Origin of the sequence: Kitasatospora sp. NPDC091276 (assembly GCF_040684355.1) — a bacterium.
Lineage (GTDB): Bacteria > Actinomycetota > Actinomycetes > Streptomycetales > Streptomycetaceae > Kitasatospora.
The window spans coordinates 184,767-208,084 of the sequence record NZ_JBFBFU010000005.1; the positions used below are offsets into that span (position 1 = coordinate 184,767).

Here is a 23,318-nt window from a genome sequence, read left to right on the forward strand (position 1 = left end):
GAAGATGATCCTGAACCCCTTCACCGGACGAGGAGCGGACGGATGACGTACCACGGAGCGGTCAAGGTCGGCGGGCCGCCGGACGTGCGGGAGCTGGCGCACCTGATCATCACCAAGGTGGCCGTCGGCCCGTACGACAACAACGCCTACCTGCTGCGCTGCCGGGCCACCGACGAGCAGCTGCTGATCGACGCGGCCGCCGACGCCCCGGTGCTGCTGGAGACCATCGGCGACGAGCTGGCCACCGTGGTCACCACCCACCGGCACCACGACCACTGGGCCGCGCTCGCCGAGGTCGTCGCGGTGACGGGGGCTCGCACCGCCGCCGGCGCGCACGACGCCGAGGGCGTCGACGTGCCCACCGAACTGCTGCTCGCGGACGGCGACAAGCTGCGGGTCGGCGACGTGGAACTCACCGTCCGGCACCTGGTCGGACACACCCCGGGCGCGATCGTGCTGGTCTACGACGACCCGCAGGGCCACCCGCACGTCTTCACCGGCGACTGCCTCTTCCCCGGTGGCGTCGGCAACACCTGGGGCGACCCGGAGGCCTTCACGAGCCTCTTCCGGGACGTCAACGAGAAGATCTTCGACGTCCTCCCGGACGAGGCCTGGGTCTACCCCGGCCACGGCAACGACACCACCCTCGGCGCCGAGCGCCCGCACCTCACGGAGTGGCGCGAGCGCGGCTGGTGACCTCGCCCTCCGGGCACCGGGCACCGGGCACCGGGCACGACGAGGCCCCCGCGACCCCTTTCGGGTCGCGGGGGCCTCGGCCGTCTCGCGGGGGTCAGGCGTCCAGCTTCTGGGCCTCGCGCTCGGCCCGCTCCTGCTTCTTCGAGGCGATCAGGCTGGTCACCGTGGTGACGGCCAGCACGACCACGATGACGCCCAGCGAGAGCGGGATGCCGATCTCCGGCACGTTCGCGCCCGCCTCGTGCGCCGCGTGCAGCACCAGCTTCACGCCGATGAAGCCGAGGATCACCGACAGGCCGTACGACAGGTGGACCAGCTTCTTCAGCAGGCCGCCGATCAGGAAGTACAGCTGGCGCAGGCCCATCAGGGCGAAGGCGTTGGCGGTGAAGACGATGTACGGGTCCTGGGTGAGGCCGAAGATCGCCGGGATGGAGTCCAGCGCGAACAGCACGTCCGTGGTGCCGATCGCCAGCATCACGATCAGCATCGGGGTCATCAGCCGGCGGCCGTTCTCCCGGATGAAGAGCTTGGTGCCGTGGTACGTGTCGGTGGACGGGAAGCGCCGCTCGATCGACTTGAGCAGGCGGTTCTCCTCGAACTCGTCCTCCTCCTCGCCCGCCCGGGCCTCCTTGATCAGCTTCCAGGCGGTCCAGATCAGGAAGGCGCCGAAGATGAAGAACACCCAGGAGAACTGGGTGACCAGCGCCGCGCCGCCGGCGATGAAGACCGCCCGCAGCACCAGCGCGATGATCACACCGAACATCAGCACGCGCTGCTGGTAGATCCTCGGCACCGCGAACTTGCCCATGATCAGGATGAAGACGAACAGGTTGTCGACACTGAGCGACTTCTCGGTGATGTAACCGGCGAAGAACTCACCGGCCGGCTGCGCACCGGAGTGCCACCAGAGGAACCCGCCGAAGATCAGCGCCAGCACGATCCAGACCGCGGTCCAGATCCCGGCCTCCTTGACCGAGACCTCGTGCGGCTTGCGCCCTCCGATGAAGAAGTCCGCCACGATCAGTGCGATCAGCACACCGATCGTGGTGACCCACATGGCTATGGAAACGTCCACTACTGCTCCTCCGGCAGGTAGGCGAGACAGTCATCGTCACTGCCGGAGGTCTCTTCCGCCCGTCGGGCCCGCTCTCGGGGCGTCCGCACGGACCAGCGCCCCGGGGCGCCGCTCGTGGGCGCCCGTGATGACGGGGACAACTGCGGGGGAATACTCCCCTCCGCTGCCATCGAGAGTAACAGGAAGCCCAAAGAAAGGTAAAGAAGGTAAAGAACCGTCAGAGGTACGGCTCGATCGCCGGCAGCAGGTCCTGGAAGGTCCGCCCCTTGGCCGGCGCGCCGATCGCCTGCATCTCCCAGCCGCCGGCCCCGTCACGGAACACCTTCGCCATGATCTGCCCGGTGTGCGACCCTCCCCCGGCCAGCTCGTACCGGGCCAGTTCCTCGCCCGTGGTCTCGTCCACCAGCCGGCAGTGGGCGCCCCGCACCTCCGCGAAGGTCTGCCCGGTGTACGAGCTCACCGTGAACACCACCTGGGTGATGTGCGCCGGCACGTGCAGCAGGTCCACCAGGATCGCCTCGTCGTCCTCCGTGCCCGAGCCGCCCTCCAGGTTGTCCCCGGTGTGCCGGACCGAACCGTCCGTACTCTCCAGGTGCTGGAAGAACACCACGTCGGACGGGGTCTTCTCGGCGTACAGGAGCGCCGACGCGTCCAGGTCGATCGTCCTGGTGCGGCTACCGAACAGGCCCCGCTTCGGCGCGGCCTGCCAGCCGAGCCCCATCCGGACCACGGTCAACGCGCCGCCCGGCCCCTTCTGGAGACTGACCCGCTGTCCCTTGGCAAGGTTCACCGACACGGCGTTGTCCTCTCTACCCGGCCACGCGGTCGCTCCCCGCGCGGCGCCACGGTGGAACACCCCGTGCCGTCCCCCGGCTGAGGCCCCCTGTTGCTGTCGCACCACCCCGTCCCGAGGTCGATGCCGCAGGCCAGCCTAGGGCCTGCGGCACCCCGCACCTCCCGGCGGTCGCCGCATTGTGGCAAGGCTGAGACACCGCCGGGCTTGACCGGTGTCACACCGGCCCGGCCCGGCGGTCGCCTCGACCCGCCTCAGACCCCCGTCGGCCCCCTCGGCCCCCTCGGCCCCCGCTCAGGCCACGCCGGCCTCCCTCATCTGGCGCAGCTCCCGCTTCAGCTCCTTCACCTCGTCGCGCAGCCGGGCCGCGACCTCGAACTGGAGGTCGGCGGCGGCCGCGTGCATCCGGTCCGTCATCGACTGGATCAGCTCCGCCAGCTCGGCGGCCGGCAGGCTCTCGCCCTGCTTGCGCTCCATGCCCAGGGCCGGCACCGGGGCCTTGCCCTTCCCGGCGGCCCCGCGGTAGCCGGTGGACAGCAGCTCGTCGGTGTCCACGTCCTCGCGGGCGAGGGTGTCCAGGATGTCGCCGATCTTCTTCCGCAGCGGCTGCGGGTCGATCCCGTGCTCCTTGTTGTACGCCTGCTGCACGACCCGGCGGCGGTTGGTCTCGTCGATCGCCTTCTCCATCGACGGGGTGATCCGGTCCGCGTACATGTGCACCTGGCCCGAGACGTTTCGGGCGGCCCGCCCGATCGTCTGGATCAGCGAGGTGCCGGAGCGCAGGAAGCCCTCCTTGTCCGCGTCCAGGATCGCCACCAGCGACACCTCCGGCAGGTCCAGGCCCTCGCGCAGCAGGTTGATGCCGACCAGCACGTCGTACCTGCCCGCGCGCAGCTCGCGCAGCAGCTCCACCCGGCGCAGGGTGTCCACGTCGCTGTGCAGGTACCGGACCCGGATGTCCAGGCCGAGCATGTAGTCGGTGAGGTCCTCGGCCATCTTCTTGGTCAGCGTGGTCACCAGGACGCGCTCGTCCCGCTCCACCCGCTTGCGGACCTCGTGCACCAGGTCGTCGATCTGGCCCTCGGTCGGCTTGACGATCACCTCCGGGTCGATCAGACCGGTCGGGCGGATGATCTGCTCGACCTGGCCGTCGCCGCGGGACAGCTCGTACGGGCCGGGCGTCGCCGACAGGTACACCGTCTGGTCGATCCGCCCCAGGAACTCCTCCCACTTCAGCGGGCGGTTGTCCATCGCGGAGGGCAGCCGGAAGCCGTGCTCCACCAGGGTGCGCTTGCGCGAGGCGTCGCCCTCGTACATCGCGCCGATCTGCGGGACCGTGACGTGCGACTCGTCGATGACCAGGAGGAAGTCCTCCGGGAAGTAGTCGAGCAGGGTGTTCGGCGGGGAGCCGGGCTCGCGGCCGTCGAAGTGCATCGAGTAGTTCTCGACGCCCGAGCAGGTGCCGATCTGGCGCAGCATCTCGATGTCGTAGGTGGTGCGCATGCGCAGCCGCTGGGCCTCCAGCAGCTTGCCCTGCTTCTCCTGCCGGGCGAGCGTCTCCTCCAGCTCCTTCTCGATGCCGGTGATCGCCCGCTCCATGCGCTCCGGGCCGGCCACGTAGTGCGAGGCGGGGAAGACGTACACCGACTCGTCCTGGCTGATGATCTCGCCGGTGAGCGGGTGCAGGGTGTACAGCGCCTCGATCTCGTCGCCGAACATCTCGATCCGGACGGCCAGCTCCTCGTAGACCGGGAAGATCTCGATGGTGTCGCCGCGGACCCGGAAGGTGCCCCGGGTGAACGCCACGTCGTTGCGGGCGTACTGGATGTCCACGAAGCGGCGCAGCAGGACGTCCCGGTCGATCTCCTCGCCGACCTTGAGCGGGACCATCCGGTCCACGTACTCCTGCGGGGTGCCGAGGCCGTAGATGCAGGACACCGACGCGACCACGATCACGTCCCGCCTGGTCAGCAGCGAGTTGGTCGCCGAGTGCCGCAGCCGCTCGACCTCCTCGTTGATCGAGGAGTCCTTCTCGATGTAGGTGTCCGTCTGCGGGACGTACGCCTCGGGCTGGTAGTAGTCGTAGTACGAGACGAAGTACTCGACCGCGTTGTTCGGCAGCAGCTCGCGGAACTCGTTCGCCAGCTGGGCGGCCAGCGTCTTGTTCGGCGCCATCACCAGGGTGGGCCGCTGCAGCCGCTCGATCATCCAGGCCGTGGTGGCCGACTTCCCGGTACCGGTGGCACCGAGCAGGACGACGTCCTTCTCCCCGCCCTTGATCCGCCGCTCCAGCTCGGCGATCGCCGCAGGCTGGTCCCCGTTCGGCTGGAAGGGACTGACGACCTCGAAGGGCGCCACTGACCGCTCAATACTCGTGATGGGTCGCACGAGTCCACCGTACGGCCCACCGCCGACAAGCGGTGCGGCTCCCTCAGGCCGCGTGCCCCTCGAACCTCATGGCCGGCTCGCGGGCCGGGTCGACGCGGACGACCGAGTCGGAGGCGGCGGAGAGGCGTTCGACCAGCGGCAGGGTCGGATCGACGCCGCTCTCCTCGATGCTCTCGACCGTCGCCTCGTCCAGCCCGGACCGCTCCGCGAGTTCGGCGAGCGTCCAGCCGAGAGCGGAGCGGCGGGCGTACACGGCCTCGGCCGGCGCCATCCGCCGCCCGGCCGCCCGGTACTGCTCGCTCTCCCGATGCTCCGGCGGCACGACCCACCGCGTGTGACAACCGCTGCTCACCGCTGCTCCTCCCGGTCGTAGACGTCGTGGTCGGCGGCGGGCAGATGCTCGGCCTCACACTCTGCTCCGCTGGGCCCTGTCCGGCTGGTCTTGCCGGACAGGGCCAGGGAGCAACGCCCGGCCGGGGCGGGGGTCACGGGTTCAGGTCTTCGCGCTGTCGCGGGCGAGGGCTACCAGCCGGGAGATGGCGCGGAGGTACTTCTTGCGGTAGCCGCCGCGGAGCATGTCGTCGGGGAAGACCTGGTCGAAGGCGAGGCCGGAGGCGGTGATGGGGAGCTCGCGGTCGTACATGCGGTCGGCGAGGACGACCAGGCGCAGGGCGGTGGACTGGTCGTCGACCTGGCGGACGCCGCGCAGGCAGACGGCGGTGACGTCGTCGAGCAGCGCGCCGTAGCGGCTGGGGTGGACGGCGGAGAGGTGGGCGAGGAGGGTGTCGAAGTCGTCCAGGGAGGCGCCGGGGGTCCGGGCGGCGACGGCGTCGACGGCCGCGTCGGGGTAGGGCGGCGGGGCGTCCGGGAGGCCGCGGTGGCGGTAGTCCTGGCCGTCGATCCGCATCGGGCGGAAGTGCGCGGACAGGCCCTGGATCTCGCGCAGGAAGTCGGCGGCGGCGAAGCGGCCCTCGCCGAGCTTCTCCGGCAGGGTGTTCGAGGTGGCGCAGAGCTTGACGCCGTTGTCGACGAGGCGGCCGAGCAGCGTGGAGACGAGGACGGTGTCGCCCGGGTCGTCGAGCTCGAACTCGTCGATGCACAGCAGCGTGTGACCGGAGAGGGTCCGGACGGCCTGCTGGAAGCCGAGCGCACCGACCAGGTTGGTCAGCTCGACGAAGGTGCCGAAGGCCTTGGGGCCGGGGGCGGCGTGCCAGAGCGAGGCGAGCAGGTGGGTCTTGCCGACGCCGTAGCCGCCGTCGAGGTACACGCCGGCCGGGCCGGTGGGCGCCGGGGCGGAGCGGCGGAACCAGCTGCGCTTGGGTGCGGAACCGTTTCCCCCGCCGAGGGTGGTGGCGAACTGCTCCAGGACCTGGACGGCCTCGTACTGGCTGGGCTGGTTCGGGTCCGGGATGTACGTCCCGAAGCTCACGTCGGAGAACCGGGGCGGCGGGACCATCTCGGCGACCAGCCGCTCGGCGGGCACGACGGGGCGGCGGTCGGCGAGCGCGATCGGGGAGCCGGCCGCGCTCGCGGCGGCTATGGACTCGGTCGCGGTGTCGGGGCGGGGGGCTGCTGGCACGTTAGTAGAGGGTACGCCTGGTCCCAGGCCCCCCGGGACGGCGGCCGGTGGAAGACTGAGGGCATGCAACAGTTGATCAGCCCGCTGGGCGAGCCGGTCGTGGACCCGGCCTCGCTGGAGTCGCTCGCCGCCGTCTACGCGTACCCCGACCAGGTGAATCGGGGGCGGCCCTGGCTGCGCGCCAACATGGTGGCCGGTCTGGACGGCGGGGCGAGGCTGGAGGGCCTCTCGGAGGGCCTGTCCGGGGACGCCGACAAGCGGATCTTCGGTGTGCTGCGCGCGCTGTCGGACGTGGTGCTGGTGGGCGCGGAGACGGTCCGCGCGGAGGGCTACCGGCCGGCCCGGGCCCGGGCCGAGTTCGCGGCGGCGCGGGCGGCGGCCGGGCAGGCCCCGGCTCCGGCGATCGCGATCGTGAGCCGCTCGCTGACCCTGGACCTGACCGCGCCGCTGTTCACCGCCCCGCTGGTCAGAACGGTGGTGATCACCACCGCGGACGCGCCCGAGGAGCGCCGCCGGGCGGTCGCCGAGGTGGCCGACCTGGTGCTCGCCGGGGAGGGGTCGGTGGACCTGCGGGCGGGCGTGTCGGCGCTGGCGGAGCGGGGCTGGACGCGGTTGCTGAGCGAGGGCGGCCCGCGGCTGCTGGGGCAGCTGGCGGCGGCGGGTCTGCTGGACGAGTTGTGCCTGTCGCTGGCTCCGTTGATCACGGGCGGCGACGCGCCGCGCATCATCCGCGATGCGGAAATGCCTGACGTGCAGCGGATGCGGCTGGTCTCATTGATCGAGCAGAAAGGATTCCTCTTCACCCGCTACATGCGTCCGCCGACCCCGTGACCGACGGGTCGTGATCCCGTTAATGCGATGCCGGGGCCCGGGGGCCGGCCACTGGAAGGGACTCACGTGTTCAAGACGGTACTGATGATCGAAAAGGCTCTCTCCGACGCGGACGTGGAACTCGTCACCACGCTCCACAGCGACGAGAAGGTCTCCTTCGTCGTCCTGATGCAGCCGCGCGGCAAGCAGGACGAGCTGCTGCGGGCGCTGGACGACGTGGCGCTCGGCCACCTCGACAAGGTGGTGCACGAGCACGACGAGTCCGAGTCCGGGCCGACCGTGGCCTCCGAGTCGCTCGAACACAGCCTGCGCCACCTGCGCGCGGCCGGGGCCGAGGCGGTCGGCGAGCTGGTCGAGGAGAAGCCGCTGGACCGGCTGCGGGCGGCGGTCGAGGAGCACCGCGCGGACGAGGTGGTGGTGCTCACCTCACCGCACTTCGTGGAGGAGTTCTTCCACCGCGACTGGGCCTCCCAGGCCCGGCACAAGGTGGGGGTCCCGGTGCTGCGGCTGTTCGCCAGCGACTCCTAGGGATCCCGGCCGGTGGTGCAGAATCGTCCTTGCGGTCCGCCCGCGAGGACGATTCCCCATCCCGTCCGCCCGACCATTCCGCCCCCGCCCTACGGAGCCCCGCCTTGAACGACGCCGCGCACGACCTGCACGCCCCGCACTTCATCGGCATCGGCGGCGCCGGGATGTCCGGCCTGGCGAAGATCCTCGCGGTGCGCGGCGCCAGCGTCTCCGGCAGCGACTCCAAGGAGTCCGAGACCGTCCTCGCGCTGCGCGCCCTCGGCGCGACCGTGCACGTCGGCCACGCCGCCGAGCACGTGCCGGACGGCACCAGCAGCGTGGTGGTCTCCAGCGCGATCCGCGCCGACAACCCGGAGCTGGCCGCCGCCCACGAGCGCGGCATCCCGGTGGTGCACCGCTCCGACGCGCTGGCCGCCCTGATGGGCGGCCGCCGGGCGCTGGCAGTGGCCGGCACCCACGGCAAGACCACCACCACCAGCATGCTCGCCGTCGCCCTCGGCGAACTGGGCCTGGACCCGTCCTACGCGATCGGCGGCGACCTCGACACGCCCGGCTCCAACGCCCACCACGGCGCCGGCGAGATCTTCGTCGCCGAGGCCGACGAGAGCGACCGCAGCTTCCACAAGTACGCGCCCGAGGTGGCGATCGTGCTCAACGTGGAGCTGGACCACCACGCCAACTACGCCTCGATCGAGGAGATCTACGAGTCCTTCGAGACCTTCGTCGGCCGGATCACCCCCGGCGGCACCCTGGTGGTCTCCGCCGACCACGACGGCGCCCGCGAACTGACCGCCCGGGTGGCCGGCCGCGAGGGCCTCACCGTGGTGACCGTCGGCGCCGCCGAGGACGCCGACGTCCGGGTCCGCTCGGTGGTCGCCCGCGGCATGACCAGCGAGGTCACCGTCGAGCTGGACGGCGCCGAGCTGTCCTTCACCGTCTCGGTGCCCGGCCGGCACTACGCGCACAACGCGGTCGCCGCGCTGGCCGCCGGCGTCGCGCTGGGCGTCCCGGCCGCCGACCTGGCCAAGGCCCTGGGCGCCTACACCGGCGTGCGGCGCCGCCTCCAGCTCAAGGGCGAGGCCGGCGGCGTCCAGGTGATCGACTCCTACGCCCACCACCCCACCGAGATGACCGCCGACCTGGAGGCGATCCGGGAGGGCCTGGAGGGCGAGGGCCGGGTGCTGGTGGTCTTCCAGCCGCACCTGTTCAGCCGCACCCAGCAGCTCTCCGAGGAGATGGGCCGGGCCCTGGCGCTGGCCGACGCCTCGGTGGTGCTGGACATCTACCCGGCCCGCGAGGACCCGATCCCCGGCGTGACCAGCGAGCTGATCATCGACGCCGCCCACCGGGCCGGCGCCGACGTCACCGCCGAGCACTCCTTCGCCGCCGCCCCCGCCGTGCTGGCCGGCCTGGCCCGCCCCGGCGACCTGCTGCTCACCATGGGCGCCGGCGACGTCACCAACCTGGGCCCCGCCATCCTGGACGAGATCCGGGGAAGCGTGCAGCACCTCTCGAACGTTGCCTCCAACGTCTGACGTACCCCGACCGGGAGCCGTGATGAGCTACGAGATCGAGAAGACCGAGGCCGAGTGGCGGGACGAGCTGAGCCCCGAGGAGTACCACGTGCTCCGCGAGGCCGGCACCGAGCGCCCGTTCACCGGTGAGTACACCGACACCAAGACCGTCGGCGTCTACGGCTGCCGGGCCTGCGGCGCGGAGCTGTTCAGCTCCGAGACCAAGTTCGACAGCCACTGCGGCTGGCCGTCGTACTACGCGCCGCTGGCCGGGGACCGGGTCCAGTACATCGAGGACACCACGCTCGGCATGCGCCGGGTCGAGGTGCGCTGCGCCCGCTGCGGCGGGCACCTGGGCCACGTCTTCGAGGGTGAGGGCTACGGCACGCCGACCGACCAGCGGTACTGCATCAACAGCGTCTCGCTGACGCTGAAGCCGGCCGAGTAGCGCCGGCCGGTCGCGCCGCGAGGGCCCGGGTTTCCGTACGGACGGACGCCCGGGCCCTCGTGCGTCCCGGGCCGTCGGGGCTCAGGCCGTCGGGGCGAAGCGGACCGGGAGGTGGACCAGGGCCCGGTGGAACGGGCCGGGGCGCCAGAGCAGGTCCTCGGCCGGGGTGGCCAGTTCCAGGTCGCTGAGCCGGCTGGTCAGCTGCTCGATCGCGGTGATCGCGATCAGCAGCGCCGGGTCGCGGGCCGGGCAGCCGTGCGGGCCGGCCGCCCAGGCCAGGTGGGCGCTCTCGCCGCTGCGCAGCTCGGTGCCGTCGGTGGGCGGCGCGGCCTGCGAGTTGGCGGCCGCGTAGGAGACCAGCACCAGCGTGCCGGCCGGGATCTCCCGACCGTGGAACGTGATGTCGTAGCGCGGGTAGTGGGCGGAGAGGTTGGCCAGCGGCGGCTCGTGCCAGAGCACCTCGTCGATCGCCTGGTAGGCGGTCATCGCGCCGCCGATGAGGGAGCCGGCGTAGCGGGCGTCGGTGAGCAGGCGCAGCAGGGCGTTGCCGATCAGGTTGGTGGTCGGCTCGTGCCCGGCGATCATGGTGAGGGTGATCTGCCGGATCACCTCGTCGTCCTCCAGCCCGGCCGGGTGGGTGACGAACCAGGAGGTGAGGTCGTGCCGGGGCCGCTCGCGCCGCTCGGCGACCATGGCGGTGACCACCGCGACGAGGTCCCCGTACGCGACGACGGCCTTCTCGGTGGACTCGATCATCCCGGCGATCCCGGCGACCAGCCGGGCGCTGTGCTCCTCGGGCACGCCGAACCAGGTGGTGAGGACGAAGGCCGGCAGCTGGCGGGCGTACTCGGCGATCAGGTCGGCGGTGCCGGCCGCCTCGAAGCGGTCGACCAGCTGGTGGGCGACCTCGGCGACCCGGCGCTGGAGCCGGTGCGGTTCGAGCAGGGCGAGGCCGTCGGTGATCACCGCGCGGTAGCGCGCGTGCACCTCGCCGTCGCTGAACAGGGCGGTCGGGCGGTAGCCGAGCACCGGCAGCAGCGGGTTGTCGGGGGCGACGGTGCGCTGCCAGGCGCGGGAGTCCTTGGAGAAGGTGTCGGTGTCGCGCAGCAGGTCCAGGGCGGCCTGGTAGTCGGTGACCAGCAGGGCCTCGACGCCGGGCGCGATCTCCACCGGGGCGACCGCTCCGTAGCGGCGCAGCCGGTCGTAGACCAGCTGCGGGTCGGCGGCGAAGACCGGGCCGTAGATGGGGGTCGGGCGGGTGTCGGTGGTCACGGGCGCTCCTCGGCGGCGGAGGCGGCAGGGGCGGTCGCTGCCGGGACGGCGGGCTCGGTGACGTCCGCCGGGGCGGCGAGGTCGGCGGCGTCCGCGAGGGCGACGGGGGCGGCGGGCAGGCCGTCGAGGACGTGCTCGGCCAGCGCGATCAGCGCGTCCAGGCTGGCACCGCGCTCGCGGGCGTCGCAGAGCAGCAGCGGGGTGGTGGGGTGCAGGTCCAGGTGGGCGCGCAGCACCTCGATCGAGTGGACCGGCGCGTCCGGGAAGCAGTTGACGGCGACGGCGTAGGGCAGGCCCTGCTCCTCGACCATGTCCATGATCTCGAAGGAGTCGGCGAGCCGGCGGGTGTCGGCGAGCACCAGCGCGCCGAGGGCGCCGCGGGCGATGTCCTGCCAGAGCGGGAAGAAGCGGCGCTGGCCGGGGGTGCCGAACATGTAGAGCACGAGGTTGCCGGGCAGGGTGAGCCGGCCGAAGTCGACGGCGACCGTGGTGGTGGCCTTCTCGGGCAGGCCCGCCAGGTCGTCCACCGGCCGTCCGGTCTCGGTCATCGCCTCCTCGGTGTGCAGGGTGGCGATCTCGGAGAGGGTGCGGATGAGCGTCGTCTTGCCGACCCCGAACGGGCCGGCCACCACCAGCTTCATCAGCGTCTGGTCCCGGTCGGGCAGGTAGCCCACCCGGCTCGGCCGGTCGGCCGGGCTACCGGAGCGCACGGAGTCCAACGAGGAGCCTCTCGACGATGGAGCGGTCGGTCTGCTGGGCGCGCGGGATCGGCGCGCGGGCGCGCAGGCAGCCCGCCTCGACCAGGTCGGCCGCGAGGAAGACGGTGGCGCTGACCGGTAGACGCAGGTGCGCGGCGGCCTCCACCACGGTCAGCGCGCCGGGGCGCAGCAGTTCCCAGAGCCGCTGGTGTTCGGGTTCCAGCTCGCGGGGCGGTTCGACGCGGTCCGCGAACAGCACGGTGAGCCGGTCGAAGCCGGCGGTGCCGGGGCGGCTGCGGCCGCCGGTGGCCAGGTAGGCGGGCACCATCCGCCTGCGGGGTACGGCGGTCATGATCGGACGGTGGTGTCCTGCTGCCGGGTCGGACTCGCGAGGGCACGGCCCAGGGCGGCGACCTGTACCTGCATCTGGTAGGCCACGTTGCCGAGTTGGGCCTCCGGGGAGGTGAACACGGCGAGCGAGGTGTTCTCCCCGGCCGGGACGACGACGGCGTAGCCGAGGTCGGACTCGACCACGGTCTGGGCCAGCCGGGGCCGTTCGGTGTCGGTGAAGGCGCTGGTGAACGCGCGGGCGGCGGCGTGCACGGTGGCGGTCATCGCGGCGACCCGCTCGGCGGAGGCGCGGTCGAGCCCGTCCGAGGCTCCCTCGACGAGGCCGTCACCGGTGGCGATGACCGCGTGCAGCACCCCCGGCAGCTCCAGCAGCGGGGTCAGCACCCACGAGATCTCGTCGGTGGTGGTCGGGCTGGGCGTGCTGGTCACTGCTCGGCTCCTTCGGGGGTCGGGGCGGTCGGGCGGGCGGTGGTGCGGGCACCGGTGTCGCGGGCGGCCGCGGTCGGGCCGCTCCCGCCGGTCGCGCTGGTCCCGGCGGTCGCGTTGGACTCGCCGGTCGTGCTGGCCCCGCGGGCGGCCTGTGCCACGGCGGCGCGGCCGGAGTCGGTGCCCTCCTGGAGCGCCTGCCAGTGGGCGGCGGCGCGCTCGGGCGTCCGCTCGGGGGCCCGGGCGGGCGGCTCGGCCGGTGCGGCGGACGGCCCGGCGGCGGGCTCGGGGGCTCCGGGGCCGTCGGCGGTGACCGGTCGGCGGCGTCGCCGGCTGGGCAGGCCGGTGCCGTCGTCGACCGGGTCGGCGGGGCCGGCCGGTGCGTCGGGCACCGCGTGGATGGCGGGCGCGGGGTGCGGGCCCGGCTGGTTGTGCCGGTCGGCGAGCGGGGGCGGCCCGTCGCCCTCGTCGGTGTCGCGCATCGGCGGGACGGCCTGGACGGTGGGCGCGGGGGCCGGGCCTGCGCCGGCCCGCAGCGGCAGCGGGGTGAGCACCGACAGCGGCTGCTCGTCGTCGACGACGGTCACCAGCGCGGCCGGGATGCGCAGGATGGTGCGCATCCCGCCGTACGGCGAGGGCTCGATGTGGCAGGAGAAGCCGTACTGGCGGGCCAGTTTGCCGATCACCGCGAAGCCGGTCTTGGGCGGGTTGCCGAGTTCGGTGAGCAGGACGTCGGGCGGGCCGGCCAGCAGTCGGCGGGCCCGGCGCAGCTGGTCGTCGTCCATGCCGATGCCGCTGTCGTCGATGATCACCAGCGCGCCGCGGCCGCCCTGCTGGACGGTGACCGGGATGTCGGTCTCCGGGTGCGAGTAGGCGGAGGCGTTGGCGAGGAGTTCGGCGACGGTGATGGCCAGCGGCTCGGCGGCCCGGGCGACCACGGCGAGCCGCTGCTCGCGCAGGTGGTTGGCGACCTTGATCCGGGCGTAGCCGGGCACCCGGGAGAGCGCGCCGACCACCACTTCGGCGAGCGGCGAGTCGGTGCGGGCCAGGCCGGGCCAGGCTTCGCAGAGTACGGCGACGGTCTGGATCCGGCGCAGCGCGACCTCGTTGCGGAAGTCGACCTCCAGCAGCCGGGGGTCGTCGTTGTCGTGCTGGAGCTGCTGGACCAGGCTCTGGATCTGGTAGAGCAGGGTCTGGATCCGGGAGGTGGCGCCGCGCATGGCGGCGCGGGCGGCGGCGTCGACGCGTTCGCGCTCGTCCGTGAGGGCCGCGGAGGCGGCGTCCAGGACGGACTGCAGCGCCCGGACGGCCTCGGGGCCGACGGCCTGCCCGTCCAGCGGGCCGACCAGCGGGGCGTTGGCGTGGCTGAGCCGGACGGCGGTGGCGGCCACCCGTTCCTGGGCGAGGTGGCCGATCTCGGCGAGCACGGCGGCGGTGTGCTCCTCGGCGGCGGTGAGCCGCCGTTCCGCCTCCCCGGCCCGGGTGTTCGCGGCGGCGGCCCGCTGCTCGGTCTCCCGGGTGGCGTCCTCGGCGGTGCGGGCCCGGCTCTCGGCCTCCCGGGTGCGCTCCTCGGCGGCCCGGTAGCGGCTCTCGGCGTGGTGGGTCTCCTCGGTGGCGCGCCGGGCGGCCTCCTGCGCCTCGCGCAGTTGCTGCTCGGCGCGGGCCAGCCGGCCTTCGGCGGCGCGGGCGCGTTCCTCGCCGTGTCCGCGGGCGGTCTCGGCGGCGACCGCCCGGGTGAGGGCCCGGGCCCGGCCGCGGGCGAGCACGCCCGCCGTCGCGGCGGCGACCAGTGCCAGGGCGATCAGCGCAATCTGCGCGATCTGCGTCATCGAAGTCCTCGGAAGTCCTCTGGGGGTCCGGCTGGTCGGCTGCTGCCGGGGCCGGGGCCGGCGGTGGTCCGGCCCGGGCGCGGCGGGCGGTCGGTCCCGGGCGGTCAGTCCCGGGCGGCGGCGCGCGGGCGCGGGCTGCGGGCGGCGTCCTCGGCCAGTTCGCGGGCCACCTGGGCGACCTGGCCCATGGCCACCAGGACGTTCGGCACCTCGGTGCCGTCCAGGTGCCGGTACTCGGCGGCGACGGTGAGCACCAGGCGCTCGGGCAGGCCGAGTTCGGGGTGGCGCTGCTCGGCTATCACCCGCCGGGCGGCGTCCAGCGCGGGGATCCCGGCGGTGTGCAGGGCGTGCGCGCGCTCCCGGACGTACGTCAGGTAGGCGATGTGGTGGCGAACGCCGTCGCGGTCGAGCACGGGGCCGTGGCCGGGGACGAAGATCTCGGCGCCGGTGGCCAGGATCCGCTCACAGGCGGTGATCACGTTCTCCAGCGGGCCGGCCCAGTGCACCGGGTGGTCGCCGGGGTACTCGGGGGTCGAGCCGAAGATCACGTCACCGGTGAAGACGGCGCGCTGGTACGGGAGGTGGACGATCAGGTCGCCGCCGGTGTGGGCGGCGGGCAGGCCGGTCACCTGCACCGGGTACTCCCCCACCCGCAGTTCCAGCTCGCCGGTGAAGACGGTGTCGGGGTGCACGGGGTCGGTGGCGGACCAGTCGAACCGTCCGAAGTGCTCCCTGAGGTAGCCGCCGAGCGGGGAGTCCGGGTCGCCGCCGACGACGAGGGCGTGCTGCTGCTGCGGGGTGGGCTCGTAGTGGATGTGCTCCAGCGCCTCGCGGGTGGAGATCACCTCGGCGTCCGGGACGACTCCGGCGCCCCACAGGTGGTCGCCGTTGGCGTGGGTGACGATCACCCGGTCGACCTCGACCCCGGCCGGCAGCAGGCGGCGGCTGGCGGCGAGGAACTCCCCGGCCAGGGTGGGGTCGTAGGGGGTGTCGATCCAGAGCGCGGTCTTCGCCGAGGCCAGCAGCCCGCAGTTGGCCAGGCCCCAGCCCCGCTTCGGGGGGAGCCACACGTACAGGTCCTCGGCAATCGCGCTCACGTTCGCACGGTTGATCGTCATGTGCGCGATTATGCCCAAAGTGTGTCAGGGGCGGGGCAAAACCTGTACGGCCACCAGGAGTTGCTGCCCCAGACTCTCCCGAGCTGTCCGGTTTCGCCCCTCGTGGTCGAGACCAATCGTCTCAACCGTCGGGACGACCCGTGGACACCTCGCCCCGGAATCCCGACGGGACGTCGGACCGGGGCGCGGGCAGGGTGCGGCAGACCTCGACCGTGACGTCGACGGTGTCCAGGCCTATCACCCGCCCCTCCACCGCGACGAATCCTTTCTCCCCCGAGCGGAAGAGCGCCGCCAGCGGGGAGTTGCGGCTCGCCCCGGTCAACGCCTCCACCGCCATCGCGGAGCCGAAGGCGAACACCCCGCAGAGCACGACGCAGGGCGCCTGCCGGGGCGTGCGGGTCACGAAGATGAAGCCGTGGTCGCGGATCAGCTCCCCGGCCGGGTTGTACAGCGCCTCGAAGGTCATTCCGCCCCACCGGGCGCGGGCCTCGTCCGGGTACTCGATGGCGAAATCCGGGAACACCGCGTCCAGCACGCCGCCGGAATAGGAGTTGACGCTCGGGCCCCCGATCGAGAACGTCGGCATCCGCGGATCCTGCGCGCCGGCCACCACCAGTTCGATCGTCGCCTTCCGGTTGACCTTCCGCAGCAGGTCGGTGAGCCCCGCTATCGCCCTGGCCTCGGCCATCGGCATGAACAGCACGTTCTTCGGCCCGCGGCTGGTCAGCTGGCAGCCGTCCGTGGTGAAGGCGAACTCGGCGACCTCGATGCTCGGCGTGATGATCTGCACCCGGCTGTACGGCGCCAGCAGCGCCCGCAGGAAGCCGTAGCGCAGGAACAGTCTGGTCCGGGCGAGGGAGCGGGCCGCGAGGAATCCGATCACGGCCGGAACCGATGCGATGAACACCTGGAGCAGGATCTCCATATCATCCCCACGGAGGAAGACTCGACCACGAACTGTGTGCTCTGGTTAAGTCCCCTCCGTGGCCGGAAATACCCCCCTCGCGGCAATTCCCACCGTCAGGATCGCCGCACCCGGCGTCACTTCAAGCGCCTGATCCCCTTGCGTTCCCCCGCGCACCGCTCGTACCCCAGCCACGCGTTGATCGCGAGCATCGGCGCGTTGGTCTCGTCGTTGGAGGTGTACGCGCGCCGGTAGCCCGCCGCGGCCGCCAGGCGCAGCGACTCCAGCTTGGCCAGCTTGCTCAGCCCGCGCCCGCGGAACTCCCGGCGGCAGGCGGTGAACGCGGACCAGTAGCGGTCCACCCCGTCGGTCTGCGCCATGCTGAACGCGGCCGGTTCGCCGTCCACCACGGCGACGACGGTCAGCGCCCGGTCCAGGTCCGGCCGGGCCCAGTCGCCCCGCAGCCAGTCCTCGTAGTCCAGGGCGTCCATCGGCACCTCGCCGGGCTCGTCCTGGATGGCGTCCGCCTCGACCAGGAACAGCGGGCGCGGGTCGGCCGCCCAGTCTCCGGCCGGGCGCAGCTCGACGCCGGCCGGCCGCACGGGCGCCTGCGGCAGCGGCAGCGCCAAGTCCCTCCCGCCGAACTGCGCCGCGCGCCCGAGCTCGTAGCCACGGGCGGCGGCGAAGGCCAGCGAGGCGGGCTCGTCGTCCAGCCAGGTGTGCAGCTCGCTCACTCCGTGCCCGGACAGGTGCCGTTCGGCCGCGGCCAGCAGCGCGGTGGCCGCGCCGCGCCGCCGGAACTGCGGCAGCACGCTGCCGTTGGCGTACCCGACGCCGGTGGTCGTCGTCCCGAGCACCACCGCACAGCGCACCGCTCCGACCACCCGGCCGTCCAGCTCGGCGACGAAGGTGCGGAAGTGCTCGCCCGGGCTCTGCCGGCCGTTCAGCCAGAGCAGGGCCTCGGAGGTCATCACCAGGTGCTCGCGCCCGGCCCGGTGGGCGGCGGCCACGGCCTCGGCGTCGTCGGGGCGGAAGTCACGGATCGTCAAAGAAGTCATGGGTTCCCACGCTAGCCCTGACGCCCGTCCGGCGCCTTCGGATTTCCCCGCGCCGGTGCGCCTCACCTGCGGCAACGGCCCCGGCTCGGGACCAAAGTCCCTCACCCCCGCAGCGGCAAGCTCAAATAATGCTCTGAGAAGACCGGGCGGGGCTTGGCAGCCGTCCCACCCGGGGACATCCTCAGCAACACGGCCGCGCGGTCCTGGCGACGAAGCCCGCACCACCCGGCGGCCTCCCCACCCGGCCCTCCGAAAGGGGGCGAACCGATGACCTCCCCTGCCCTGGACCTGCCCGGCTCCGCCACCCCGGCGCGGGACGGCGCCCCCCGCCTCGGCGTCGGCCTCGGCTGGCGCAGCGAGATCGACACCGTCGTCGAACGCCAACCCGGCCTGGACTGGGTCGAGGTGGTCGCCGAGAACATCTGCGCCGACCACCTGCCCGAGTCCCTGACCGTCCTGCGCGCCCGCGGCGTCACCGTCGTCCCGCACGGCGTGGCGCTCGGCCTCGGCGGCGCCGACCTGCCCGACCCCGCCCGGCTCGCCAAGCTCGCCGAGGCGGCACTCGCCCTCGACTCCCCGCTGGTCACCGAACACCTGGCGTTCGTCCGGGCCGGCGGTCTGGAGGCCGGCCACCTGCTGCCCGTCCCCCGCACCCGGGACTCGCTGCGGGTGATCGCCGAGAACGTCCGGATCGCCCAGGACCAGCTCCCGGTGCCGCTCGCCCTGGAGAACATCGCCGCCCAGCTGGCCTGGCCCGACGACGAGCTGACCGAGGGGCAGTTCCTCGCCGAACTGGTCGAGCGGACCGGCGTCCGGCTGCTGATCGACGTCGCCAACCTGCACACCAACCGGGTCAACCTCGGCATCGACCCGGCCGCCGAACTGGACCGCCTGCCGCTGGAGGCGCTCGCCTACGTCCACGTCGCCGGCGGCACCCTGGTCGACGGCGTCTGGCACGACACCCACGCCCACCCCGTCACCGAACCGGTGCTGGAGGTCCTGGCCGAACTCTGCGCACGGGTCGCACCACCCGGCGTCCTGCTGGAACGGGACGCCGACTTCCCGCCGCCCAGCGAGCTGGCCGGCGAACTGGACGCCATCCGCCGGGTGCTAGAGGGGAGCACCCCGCGGACGGCCCCACCGGCCCCCCGCGCCGAGCCCCGGGGGACCGCGGCGGGCGCGTGCCCGAGCGGCACCCGCGCCCGGCTGGCGCGGCGCCAGGAGGACCTGCTCGCCGCCCTGGTGGCCGGCGGGCCCGTCCCGCCCGGCTTCGACCCGGACCAGGTCCGCGCCCAGTCCACCGGCCTGGCCACCAAACGGCGGGACACCGTCGCCAAGGTGGCCCCCGAACTGCCCCGCCTGCTCGGCCGGCCGTACGGGCCGCTGTTCCTCGACTACGCCCGCCGGCACCCGCAGACCGGCGGCTACCGCGCCGACGCCCGGGCCTTCGCCGCCTGGGCGCTCGCCGACGGCGGCCCGCTCGCCGCCGACCACCGCCGGTCCCTGGAGCAGTGGCTCCACCCGGCCGCCGAGCGGCCGCCCGGCGCGTTCGCCCGTCTGCGCCGAGCCCTGCGGCGCTGAGCACCCGCCTTCACCGCACACCTTCGGGGGGAACCCGCCCATGTGGCACAACACCTACTTCGTCATCCCCGCCGTCCTGCTGGTGGCGGCCTCGCTGTACGCGTCCCGGACCAAGCAGCGGGTCGGCCACGTCCCGCACGTCCAGGGCCTGCCGGGCCGCGGCCTGCCGCTGATGGACGCCGCCTTCCTGTCCGGCGGCCCCGGCCGGGTCTTCGACACCGCCCTGATCCGGATGCACCTCTCCGAGCGGGCCGTGATCAGCCGCGCCGGCCTGGTCACCCTCACCGGGCACAAGCCGTACGACGCCGTCGACCAGGCCGTCCTGGACGCCGTCGGCCCGGGCGGCAGCCGTGAACTCGCCCCGCTGCGCCGGGCCGTGATGCGCTCCGCCGCCGTGCAGGAGATCGGCGACCGGCTCGCCGACCGCGGCCTGATGCGCCACCCCGAGCGGCTGCGGCGGGCCCGCACCGCCCGGCGGCTGCTCTGGCTCGCCCTGCTCGGCGTCGCCGTCTCGACCGTCCTCTCCCACGTGCTGGACGACGGCGGCGCCGGCTCCGGCCGCCCCGCGCTGTGGATCCCGGTGGTGCTCCTGGTCTTCGGCGGGATCAGCCTGCTCGTCACCTGGCCGGCCAAGGGCCGGATCACCCCGGCCGGGCGGCGCCAGCTCTCCCTGATGAAGGTCGGCACGCCGTGGACGCCGAGCGCCGGCCTGTCGCCGAAGACGACCGGCGGCGTGCTGCTGGGCGCCCTCGCGCTCGGCGGGCTGGCCGCCGCCGGGCTGGAGGACGACGAACTGCGGTCCGCGATGCTGGCCGCGGCCGCCCAGGACGAGGCGGTGAAGTCGGCCGCCGCGAGCTCCTACGCCGCCTCCTCCTCGACGGGCTCCTCCACCAGCTCTCCCCCCAGCTCGTGCAGCTCGTCCGGGTCCTCCTGCGGGGGCTCCACGGCCTGGTGCGGCTCCTCCCACTCCGGCTCCTCCGGCTGCGGGGGAAGCAGCGGCAGCTGCGGATCCTCGTCCTCCAGCTGCGGCTCCGGCTCCAGCAGTTGCGGCTCCTCCTCGTCGAGCTGCGGGTCGTCCTCCTCCAGTTGCGGGTCGTCCTCGTCGAGCTGCGGTGGCGGCGGCGGCTGCGGCTCCTGACGTCACAGTTCGGTATCGCGGTCCGGGAAGCCGTTCCCCGCGCCATCGGCCCAGGCATACAACAAGCCCATGTGGTTGCTGTTCCTGATACCGGCGTGCGTCGCGGCGGTCCTCTCGTGTCTCCGACTCGTCCGGACGACCGCCACCGCCGACGCCCTGGCCGAGGCGGACGGCCTGCACCCGCCCGAGGCCGTCGGGATCGGGCTGTACGAGACGGCCTACCTGGCCGGCGGCCCGGACCGGGTGGTCGAACTCGCCCTCGTCCTGATGGCCGGCCGGGGCCGGCTGCACCTGGCGCACACCGGCTGGACCACGGTGGTCGACCCCCGGGGCCGCAGCCGCCTGGAGCGCGCGGTCATCGTCACCGTCGGCCCCGACGGCCAGTGCCGCACCGACGGGCTGCGCCGGGCGATGGCCGAGCACCCGACCGTCCTGGAGATCGGCGCCCGGCTCTCGCTGGCCGGCCTGGCCACCCCGGCCCTGGTCCAGCGCAGCACCGTCCTGGTGGTCCGGCAGGTGCGGCACGCACTGCTGCTGACGCTCCTCCTGCTGGCCGCCGCGCTGACCCTCAGCGGCTTCACCGGCGGTGACACCGTCACCCCGCTCGCCTGGTTCTCGCTGCCGCTGGTGCTCACCTCGGGCACCCTGCTGATGGCCCGGGTCGACGTCTACCCCTACACCCGCTGGGCGTCCCCGGTCGGCCAGGAGGTGCTGCGCGAGGTCCGACCGGCCCGCCAGCACGGCCTCGCGGACGACGAGGAGCGCGAACTGCTCACCGCCGTCGCCATGAACGGCCCCGCCGTCCTCCCCGACCCCCGCCTGCGCGCCGCCCTCCGCCCCCACCGGACGTGACACGCAAACGGGGCCCGCCGAAGCGGACCCCGTTCACCGATCCCGCGGAACTCAGGCCAGGCCGTTGAGCAGTTCGCTGACCGGCTTGCGGCGGCCGGTGAAGAACGGCACCTCCTCGCGGACGTGCAGCCGGGCCCGGGAGGGGCGCAGGTCGCGCATCAGGTCGACGATGCGGTGCAGCTCGTCCGCCTCGAAGGCGAGCAGCCACTCGTAGTCGCCGAGCGCGAACGAGGCCACCGTGTTGGCCCGCACGTCCGGGTAGCCGCGGGCCATCTGGCCGTGCTCGGCGAGCATCGCGCGCCGCTCGGCGTCCGGCAGCAGGTACCACTCGTAGGAGCGGACGAACGGGTACACGCAGACGTAGTCGCGCGCGCGCTCGTCGGCGAGGAACGCCGGGATGTGCGACTTGTTGAACTCGGCGGGGCGGTGCAGCGCCATGTTGGACCAGACCGGCTCCAGCTGGCGGCCCAGACCGGTGCGGCGGAAGCGGTTGTACGCCTCCTGCAGGTCGTCCGAGTCCTCGGCGTGCCACCAGACCATGAGGTCGGCGTCCGCGCGCAGACCGGACACGTCGTACGTGCCGCGCACCGTCACGTCCTTCGCGGCCAGCTGGGCGAACAGCTCGTCCACCTCGGCGGCCAGCGCCGTCCGGTCCTCGGGCAGCGTGCCCTTGAGCTTGAACACCGACCACATGGTGTAGCGGATGACCTGGTTCAGGTCGCGCGCCTTCTTCTTCTCGGGCTGCTGCTCCGGCTGCCGCTCAACGGTCTCAGTCATGCGCCCATTGTCCTCTCCGTGGAACCTTCCCCGGTTGCCGGGGTCAACAGTTTGTCGAGGGCGGCCACCGCGGCGGCCGCCGAGCCGATGCAGGCCGGAATGCCGACCCCGTCGTACGCGGCGCCGCACAGCGCCAGTCCCCCCACCCCGGCCGCCGACGCCCGGACCCGGGCCACCCGGTCCAGGTGGCCCACCGGGTACTGCGGCAGGCCCGCCCGGAAGCGCGAGACGGCGGTGTCGTACGGCCGGGCGGTCAGGCCGATCGCCTCCCGGAGGTCCGCCAGCGACCGGGCCACCAGCTCCTCGTCCGGCAGCTCCAGTGCCTCCTCCTCGCGGTAGCGGCCCAGCGAGGTGCGCAGCAGGAACGCGTCCGGGGCGGAACGTTCCAGCCAGCCCCACTTGTTGGAGGAGAAGGTCGACGCCTTGATCCGCCGCCCGTCCACCGGCGGCACCAGGAACCCGCTGCCGGCCGGCAGCTCCGCCAGGTCGGCCCGGCGGAACGCCAGGGTCACCAGCGCCATGCCCGCGTACTCGACGGCGTCCAGCTCGGCGGCCGCCGCCGGCGCGTCCGCGCGCAGCAGCCGGGCCGCGGCCGGCGCCGGGACGGCCAGCACCACGGCGTCCGCGTGCAGCACCTCGCCGTCGCCGGTCACCACCCGCCAGCCCCCGGGGGTGCGGTGCAGCCCGTCCACCGGCGTACCGGTGCGCAGGTCCACGCCCGCCTTCCGGCAGGCGGCAGCGACGGCCTCCGGCAGGGTGCCGAGCCCGCCGCGCAGGCCCTGGAACACCGGGGTGCCGACCACCTTCGGCCGCGAGGCCAGCTCGTGCACCCCGTCGACCAGCGAGCCGCCGCCCCGCGCGATCGCCAGCAGCTGCGGCACGGCGGCGCGCAGCGAGATCTCCTCGGCCCGCCCGGCGTAGACGCCGCCCAGCAGCGGCTCGACCAGCCGGTCCACCACCTCCTGGCCCAGCCGGTCGGCGACGTAGCGGCCGATCGCCACGTCGTCCCCGACCTCGGTGGCGCCCTCGTGCCGGGCCCGCTCCAGCCCCTCGGCGGTGAGCACCCCGGAGGCCGCCAGCGCGTCCAGATCGCCCGGGACGCCCATCACCTGCCCGCCCGGCAGCGGGCGCAGCGCGCCCCGCGTCCAGATCGAGGCCTTCGCGGTGGTCGGCGGCTCCAACTCCTCGCCCAGCCCGACCGCCCGTGCCAGCTCCACCGCCTCCGGCCGCCGCGCGAGCATCGACTCGGCCCCCAGGTCCACCCGGACCCCGCCGACCTCGCCGCCCCGCAGCTTCCCGCCGACCCGCTCCGACGCCTCCAGCAGCGTCACCCGCGCCCGCACCGGCCCCCCGGCGGCCCCGCTCAGAAAGGCGGCCGCAGCCAGCCCCGCGATCCCACCACCGACGACGACGACCTGTGCATCCGACATGCCTCGCAGTCTCGCAGGTCTTTACACCGGGC

Annotated in this window: 24 protein-coding genes; 8 read left to right on the forward strand and 16 right to left on the reverse strand. The window is 73.5% G+C overall.

Translation table 11 applies throughout. From position 1 onward, the window contains the following. The first annotated feature begins 42 nt into the window (after nucleotides 1–42). Nucleotides 43–696, forward strand: coding sequence for an MBL fold metallo-hydrolase (locus AB0O19_RS08485; RefSeq protein ID WP_363618722.1), 654 nt, complete (start codon nucleotides 43–45; stop codon nucleotides 694–696). A gap of 94 nt (nucleotides 697–790) precedes the next feature. Here AB0O19_RS08485 and AB0O19_RS08490 read toward each other — a convergent pair whose 3' ends face one another. The 6 genes from AB0O19_RS08490 to zapE all read right to left on the reverse strand — a co-directional run bounded on the left by AB0O19_RS08490 (nucleotide 791) and on the right by zapE (nucleotide 6,492). Continuing rightward, nucleotides 791–1,771, reverse strand: a complete 981-nt coding sequence (locus tag AB0O19_RS08490; RefSeq protein WP_363580424.1) for a TerC family protein — start codon at nucleotides 1,769–1,771, stop codon at nucleotides 791–793. Between the two features lie 217 nt (nucleotides 1,772–1,988). Then, entirely contained in the window at nucleotides 1,989–2,567 is a 579-nt protein-coding gene (locus tag AB0O19_RS08495; RefSeq protein WP_363580422.1) for a TerD family protein, read from the reverse strand. A 291-nt stretch (nucleotides 2,568–2,858) separates the two neighbouring features. Beyond that, nucleotides 2,859–4,952, reverse strand: a complete 2,094-nt coding sequence (gene uvrB, locus AB0O19_RS08500) for an excinuclease ABC subunit UvrB (protein ID WP_363618724.1) — start codon at nucleotides 4,950–4,952, stop codon at nucleotides 2,859–2,861. 43 nt (nucleotides 4,953–4,995) lie between these two features. Next, nucleotides 4,996–5,274 (reverse strand): helix-turn-helix transcriptional regulator, encoded by a 279-nt coding sequence (locus AB0O19_RS08505; RefSeq protein WP_363618726.1) that lies wholly within the window; start codon nucleotides 5,272–5,274, stop codon nucleotides 4,996–4,998. A gap of 26 nt (nucleotides 5,275–5,300) precedes the next feature. After that, nucleotides 5,301–5,441 carry a hypothetical protein gene (locus AB0O19_RS08510; RefSeq protein ID WP_363618728.1) on the reverse strand — a complete coding sequence of 47 codons (141 nt, stop codon included), beginning with the start codon at nucleotides 5,439–5,441 and terminating at the stop codon, nucleotides 5,301–5,303. 4 nt (nucleotides 5,442–5,445) lie between these two features. Continuing rightward, nucleotides 5,446–6,492, reverse strand: a complete 1,047-nt coding sequence (zapE, locus tag AB0O19_RS08515; protein WP_363618843.1) for a cell division protein ZapE — start codon at nucleotides 6,490–6,492, stop codon at nucleotides 5,446–5,448. A gap of 102 nt (nucleotides 6,493–6,594) precedes the next feature. On the opposite strand from zapE, the gene AB0O19_RS08520 reads away from it, so the two are divergent. The 4 genes from AB0O19_RS08520 to msrB all read left to right on the forward strand — a co-directional run bounded on the left by AB0O19_RS08520 (nucleotide 6,595) and on the right by msrB (nucleotide 9,852). Continuing rightward, nucleotides 6,595–7,362, forward strand: coding sequence for a pyrimidine reductase family protein (locus AB0O19_RS08520; RefSeq protein ID WP_363618730.1), 768 nt, complete (start codon nucleotides 6,595–6,597; stop codon nucleotides 7,360–7,362). 66 nt (nucleotides 7,363–7,428) lie between these two features. Further along, nucleotides 7,429–7,890 carry an indole-3-glycerol phosphate synthase gene (locus AB0O19_RS08525; protein ID WP_350885822.1) on the forward strand — a complete coding sequence of 154 codons (462 nt, stop codon included), beginning with the start codon at nucleotides 7,429–7,431 and terminating at the stop codon, nucleotides 7,888–7,890. 125 nt (nucleotides 7,891–8,015) lie between these two features. Continuing rightward, entirely contained in the window at nucleotides 8,016–9,425 is a 1,410-nt protein-coding gene (gene murC, locus AB0O19_RS08530; RefSeq protein ID WP_363618844.1) for a UDP-N-acetylmuramate--L-alanine ligase, read from the forward strand. A gap of 22 nt (nucleotides 9,426–9,447) precedes the next feature. Beyond that, nucleotides 9,448–9,852 (forward strand): peptide-methionine (R)-S-oxide reductase MsrB, encoded by a 405-nt coding sequence (gene msrB / locus AB0O19_RS08535; RefSeq protein WP_063349491.1) that lies wholly within the window; start codon nucleotides 9,448–9,450, stop codon nucleotides 9,850–9,852. An 81-nt stretch (nucleotides 9,853–9,933) separates the two neighbouring features. On the opposite strand, the gene AB0O19_RS08540 is transcribed toward msrB, so the two are convergent. The 8 genes from AB0O19_RS08540 to AB0O19_RS08575 form a co-directional block, all read right to left on the reverse strand. Next, nucleotides 9,934–11,124, reverse strand: coding sequence for a cytochrome P450 (locus AB0O19_RS08540; RefSeq protein ID WP_063349490.1), 1,191 nt, complete (start codon nucleotides 11,122–11,124; stop codon nucleotides 9,934–9,936). After that, nucleotides 11,121–11,765 carry an ATP/GTP-binding protein gene (locus AB0O19_RS08545; protein WP_363618845.1) on the reverse strand — a complete coding sequence of 215 codons (645 nt, stop codon included), beginning with the start codon at nucleotides 11,763–11,765 and terminating at the stop codon, nucleotides 11,121–11,123. Before AB0O19_RS08545 ends, AB0O19_RS08540 begins: the two co-directional genes overlap by 4 nt. Before the next feature lie 55 nt (nucleotides 11,766–11,820). After that, nucleotides 11,821–12,174, reverse strand: a complete 354-nt coding sequence (locus AB0O19_RS08550) for a DUF742 domain-containing protein (protein WP_350885830.1) — start codon at nucleotides 12,172–12,174, stop codon at nucleotides 11,821–11,823. Continuing rightward, on the reverse strand, nucleotides 12,171–12,602 hold the full coding sequence (locus AB0O19_RS08555; RefSeq protein WP_063349487.1) for a roadblock/LC7 domain-containing protein: 432 nt from the start codon (nucleotides 12,600–12,602) through the stop codon (nucleotides 12,171–12,173). Before AB0O19_RS08555 ends, AB0O19_RS08550 begins: the two co-directional genes overlap by 4 nt. Then, nucleotides 12,599–14,428 (reverse strand): ATP-binding protein, encoded by a 1,830-nt coding sequence (locus AB0O19_RS08560; RefSeq protein ID WP_363618732.1) that lies wholly within the window; start codon nucleotides 14,426–14,428, stop codon nucleotides 12,599–12,601. The genes AB0O19_RS08555 and AB0O19_RS08560 overlap by 4 nt, the downstream gene beginning before the upstream one ends. Nucleotides 14,429–14,532: 104 nt before the next feature. Next, nucleotides 14,533–15,546, reverse strand: coding sequence for an MBL fold metallo-hydrolase (locus tag AB0O19_RS08565; protein WP_363580406.1), 1,014 nt, complete (start codon nucleotides 15,544–15,546; stop codon nucleotides 14,533–14,535). A 121-nt stretch (nucleotides 15,547–15,667) separates the two neighbouring features. Then, entirely contained in the window at nucleotides 15,668–16,471 is an 804-nt protein-coding gene (locus AB0O19_RS08570) for a hypothetical protein (protein WP_363618734.1), read from the reverse strand. A 116-nt stretch (nucleotides 16,472–16,587) separates the two neighbouring features. After that, the gene (locus AB0O19_RS08575) at nucleotides 16,588–17,508 is read right to left on the reverse strand and encodes a GNAT family N-acetyltransferase (RefSeq protein ID WP_363618736.1); all 921 of its coding nucleotides are present in this window, start codon (nucleotides 17,506–17,508) and stop codon (nucleotides 16,588–16,590) included. 267 nt (nucleotides 17,509–17,775) lie between these two features. Between AB0O19_RS08575 and AB0O19_RS08580 the strand changes: the two genes are divergently transcribed. The 3 genes from AB0O19_RS08580 to AB0O19_RS08590 all read left to right on the forward strand — a co-directional run bounded on the left by AB0O19_RS08580 (nucleotide 17,776) and on the right by AB0O19_RS08590 (nucleotide 21,079). Beyond that, nucleotides 17,776–19,089 (forward strand): DUF692 domain-containing protein, encoded by a 1,314-nt coding sequence (locus tag AB0O19_RS08580; RefSeq protein ID WP_363618738.1) that lies wholly within the window; start codon nucleotides 17,776–17,778, stop codon nucleotides 19,087–19,089. A 40-nt stretch (nucleotides 19,090–19,129) separates the two neighbouring features. Next, a complete protein-coding gene (locus tag AB0O19_RS08585) occupies nucleotides 19,130–20,227 on the forward strand; it encodes a TIGR04222 domain-containing membrane protein (RefSeq protein WP_363618740.1) in 1,098 nt (365 codons plus the stop codon). 69 nt (nucleotides 20,228–20,296) lie between these two features. Further along, nucleotides 20,297–21,079 carry a TIGR04222 domain-containing membrane protein gene (locus AB0O19_RS08590; RefSeq protein WP_363618742.1) on the forward strand — a complete coding sequence of 261 codons (783 nt, stop codon included), beginning with the start codon at nucleotides 20,297–20,299 and terminating at the stop codon, nucleotides 21,077–21,079. A 51-nt stretch (nucleotides 21,080–21,130) separates the two neighbouring features. Here the strand turns inward: AB0O19_RS08590 and hemQ are convergent, their stop codons facing one another. Beyond that, nucleotides 21,131–21,856 (reverse strand): hydrogen peroxide-dependent heme synthase, encoded by a 726-nt coding sequence (gene hemQ / locus AB0O19_RS08595; protein WP_363580394.1) that lies wholly within the window; start codon nucleotides 21,854–21,856, stop codon nucleotides 21,131–21,133. After that, entirely contained in the window at nucleotides 21,853–23,286 is a 1,434-nt protein-coding gene (hemG, locus tag AB0O19_RS08600) for a protoporphyrinogen oxidase (RefSeq protein ID WP_363618744.1), read from the reverse strand. Before hemG ends, hemQ begins: the two co-directional genes overlap by 4 nt. Nucleotides 23,287–23,318: the final 32 nt, after the last annotated feature.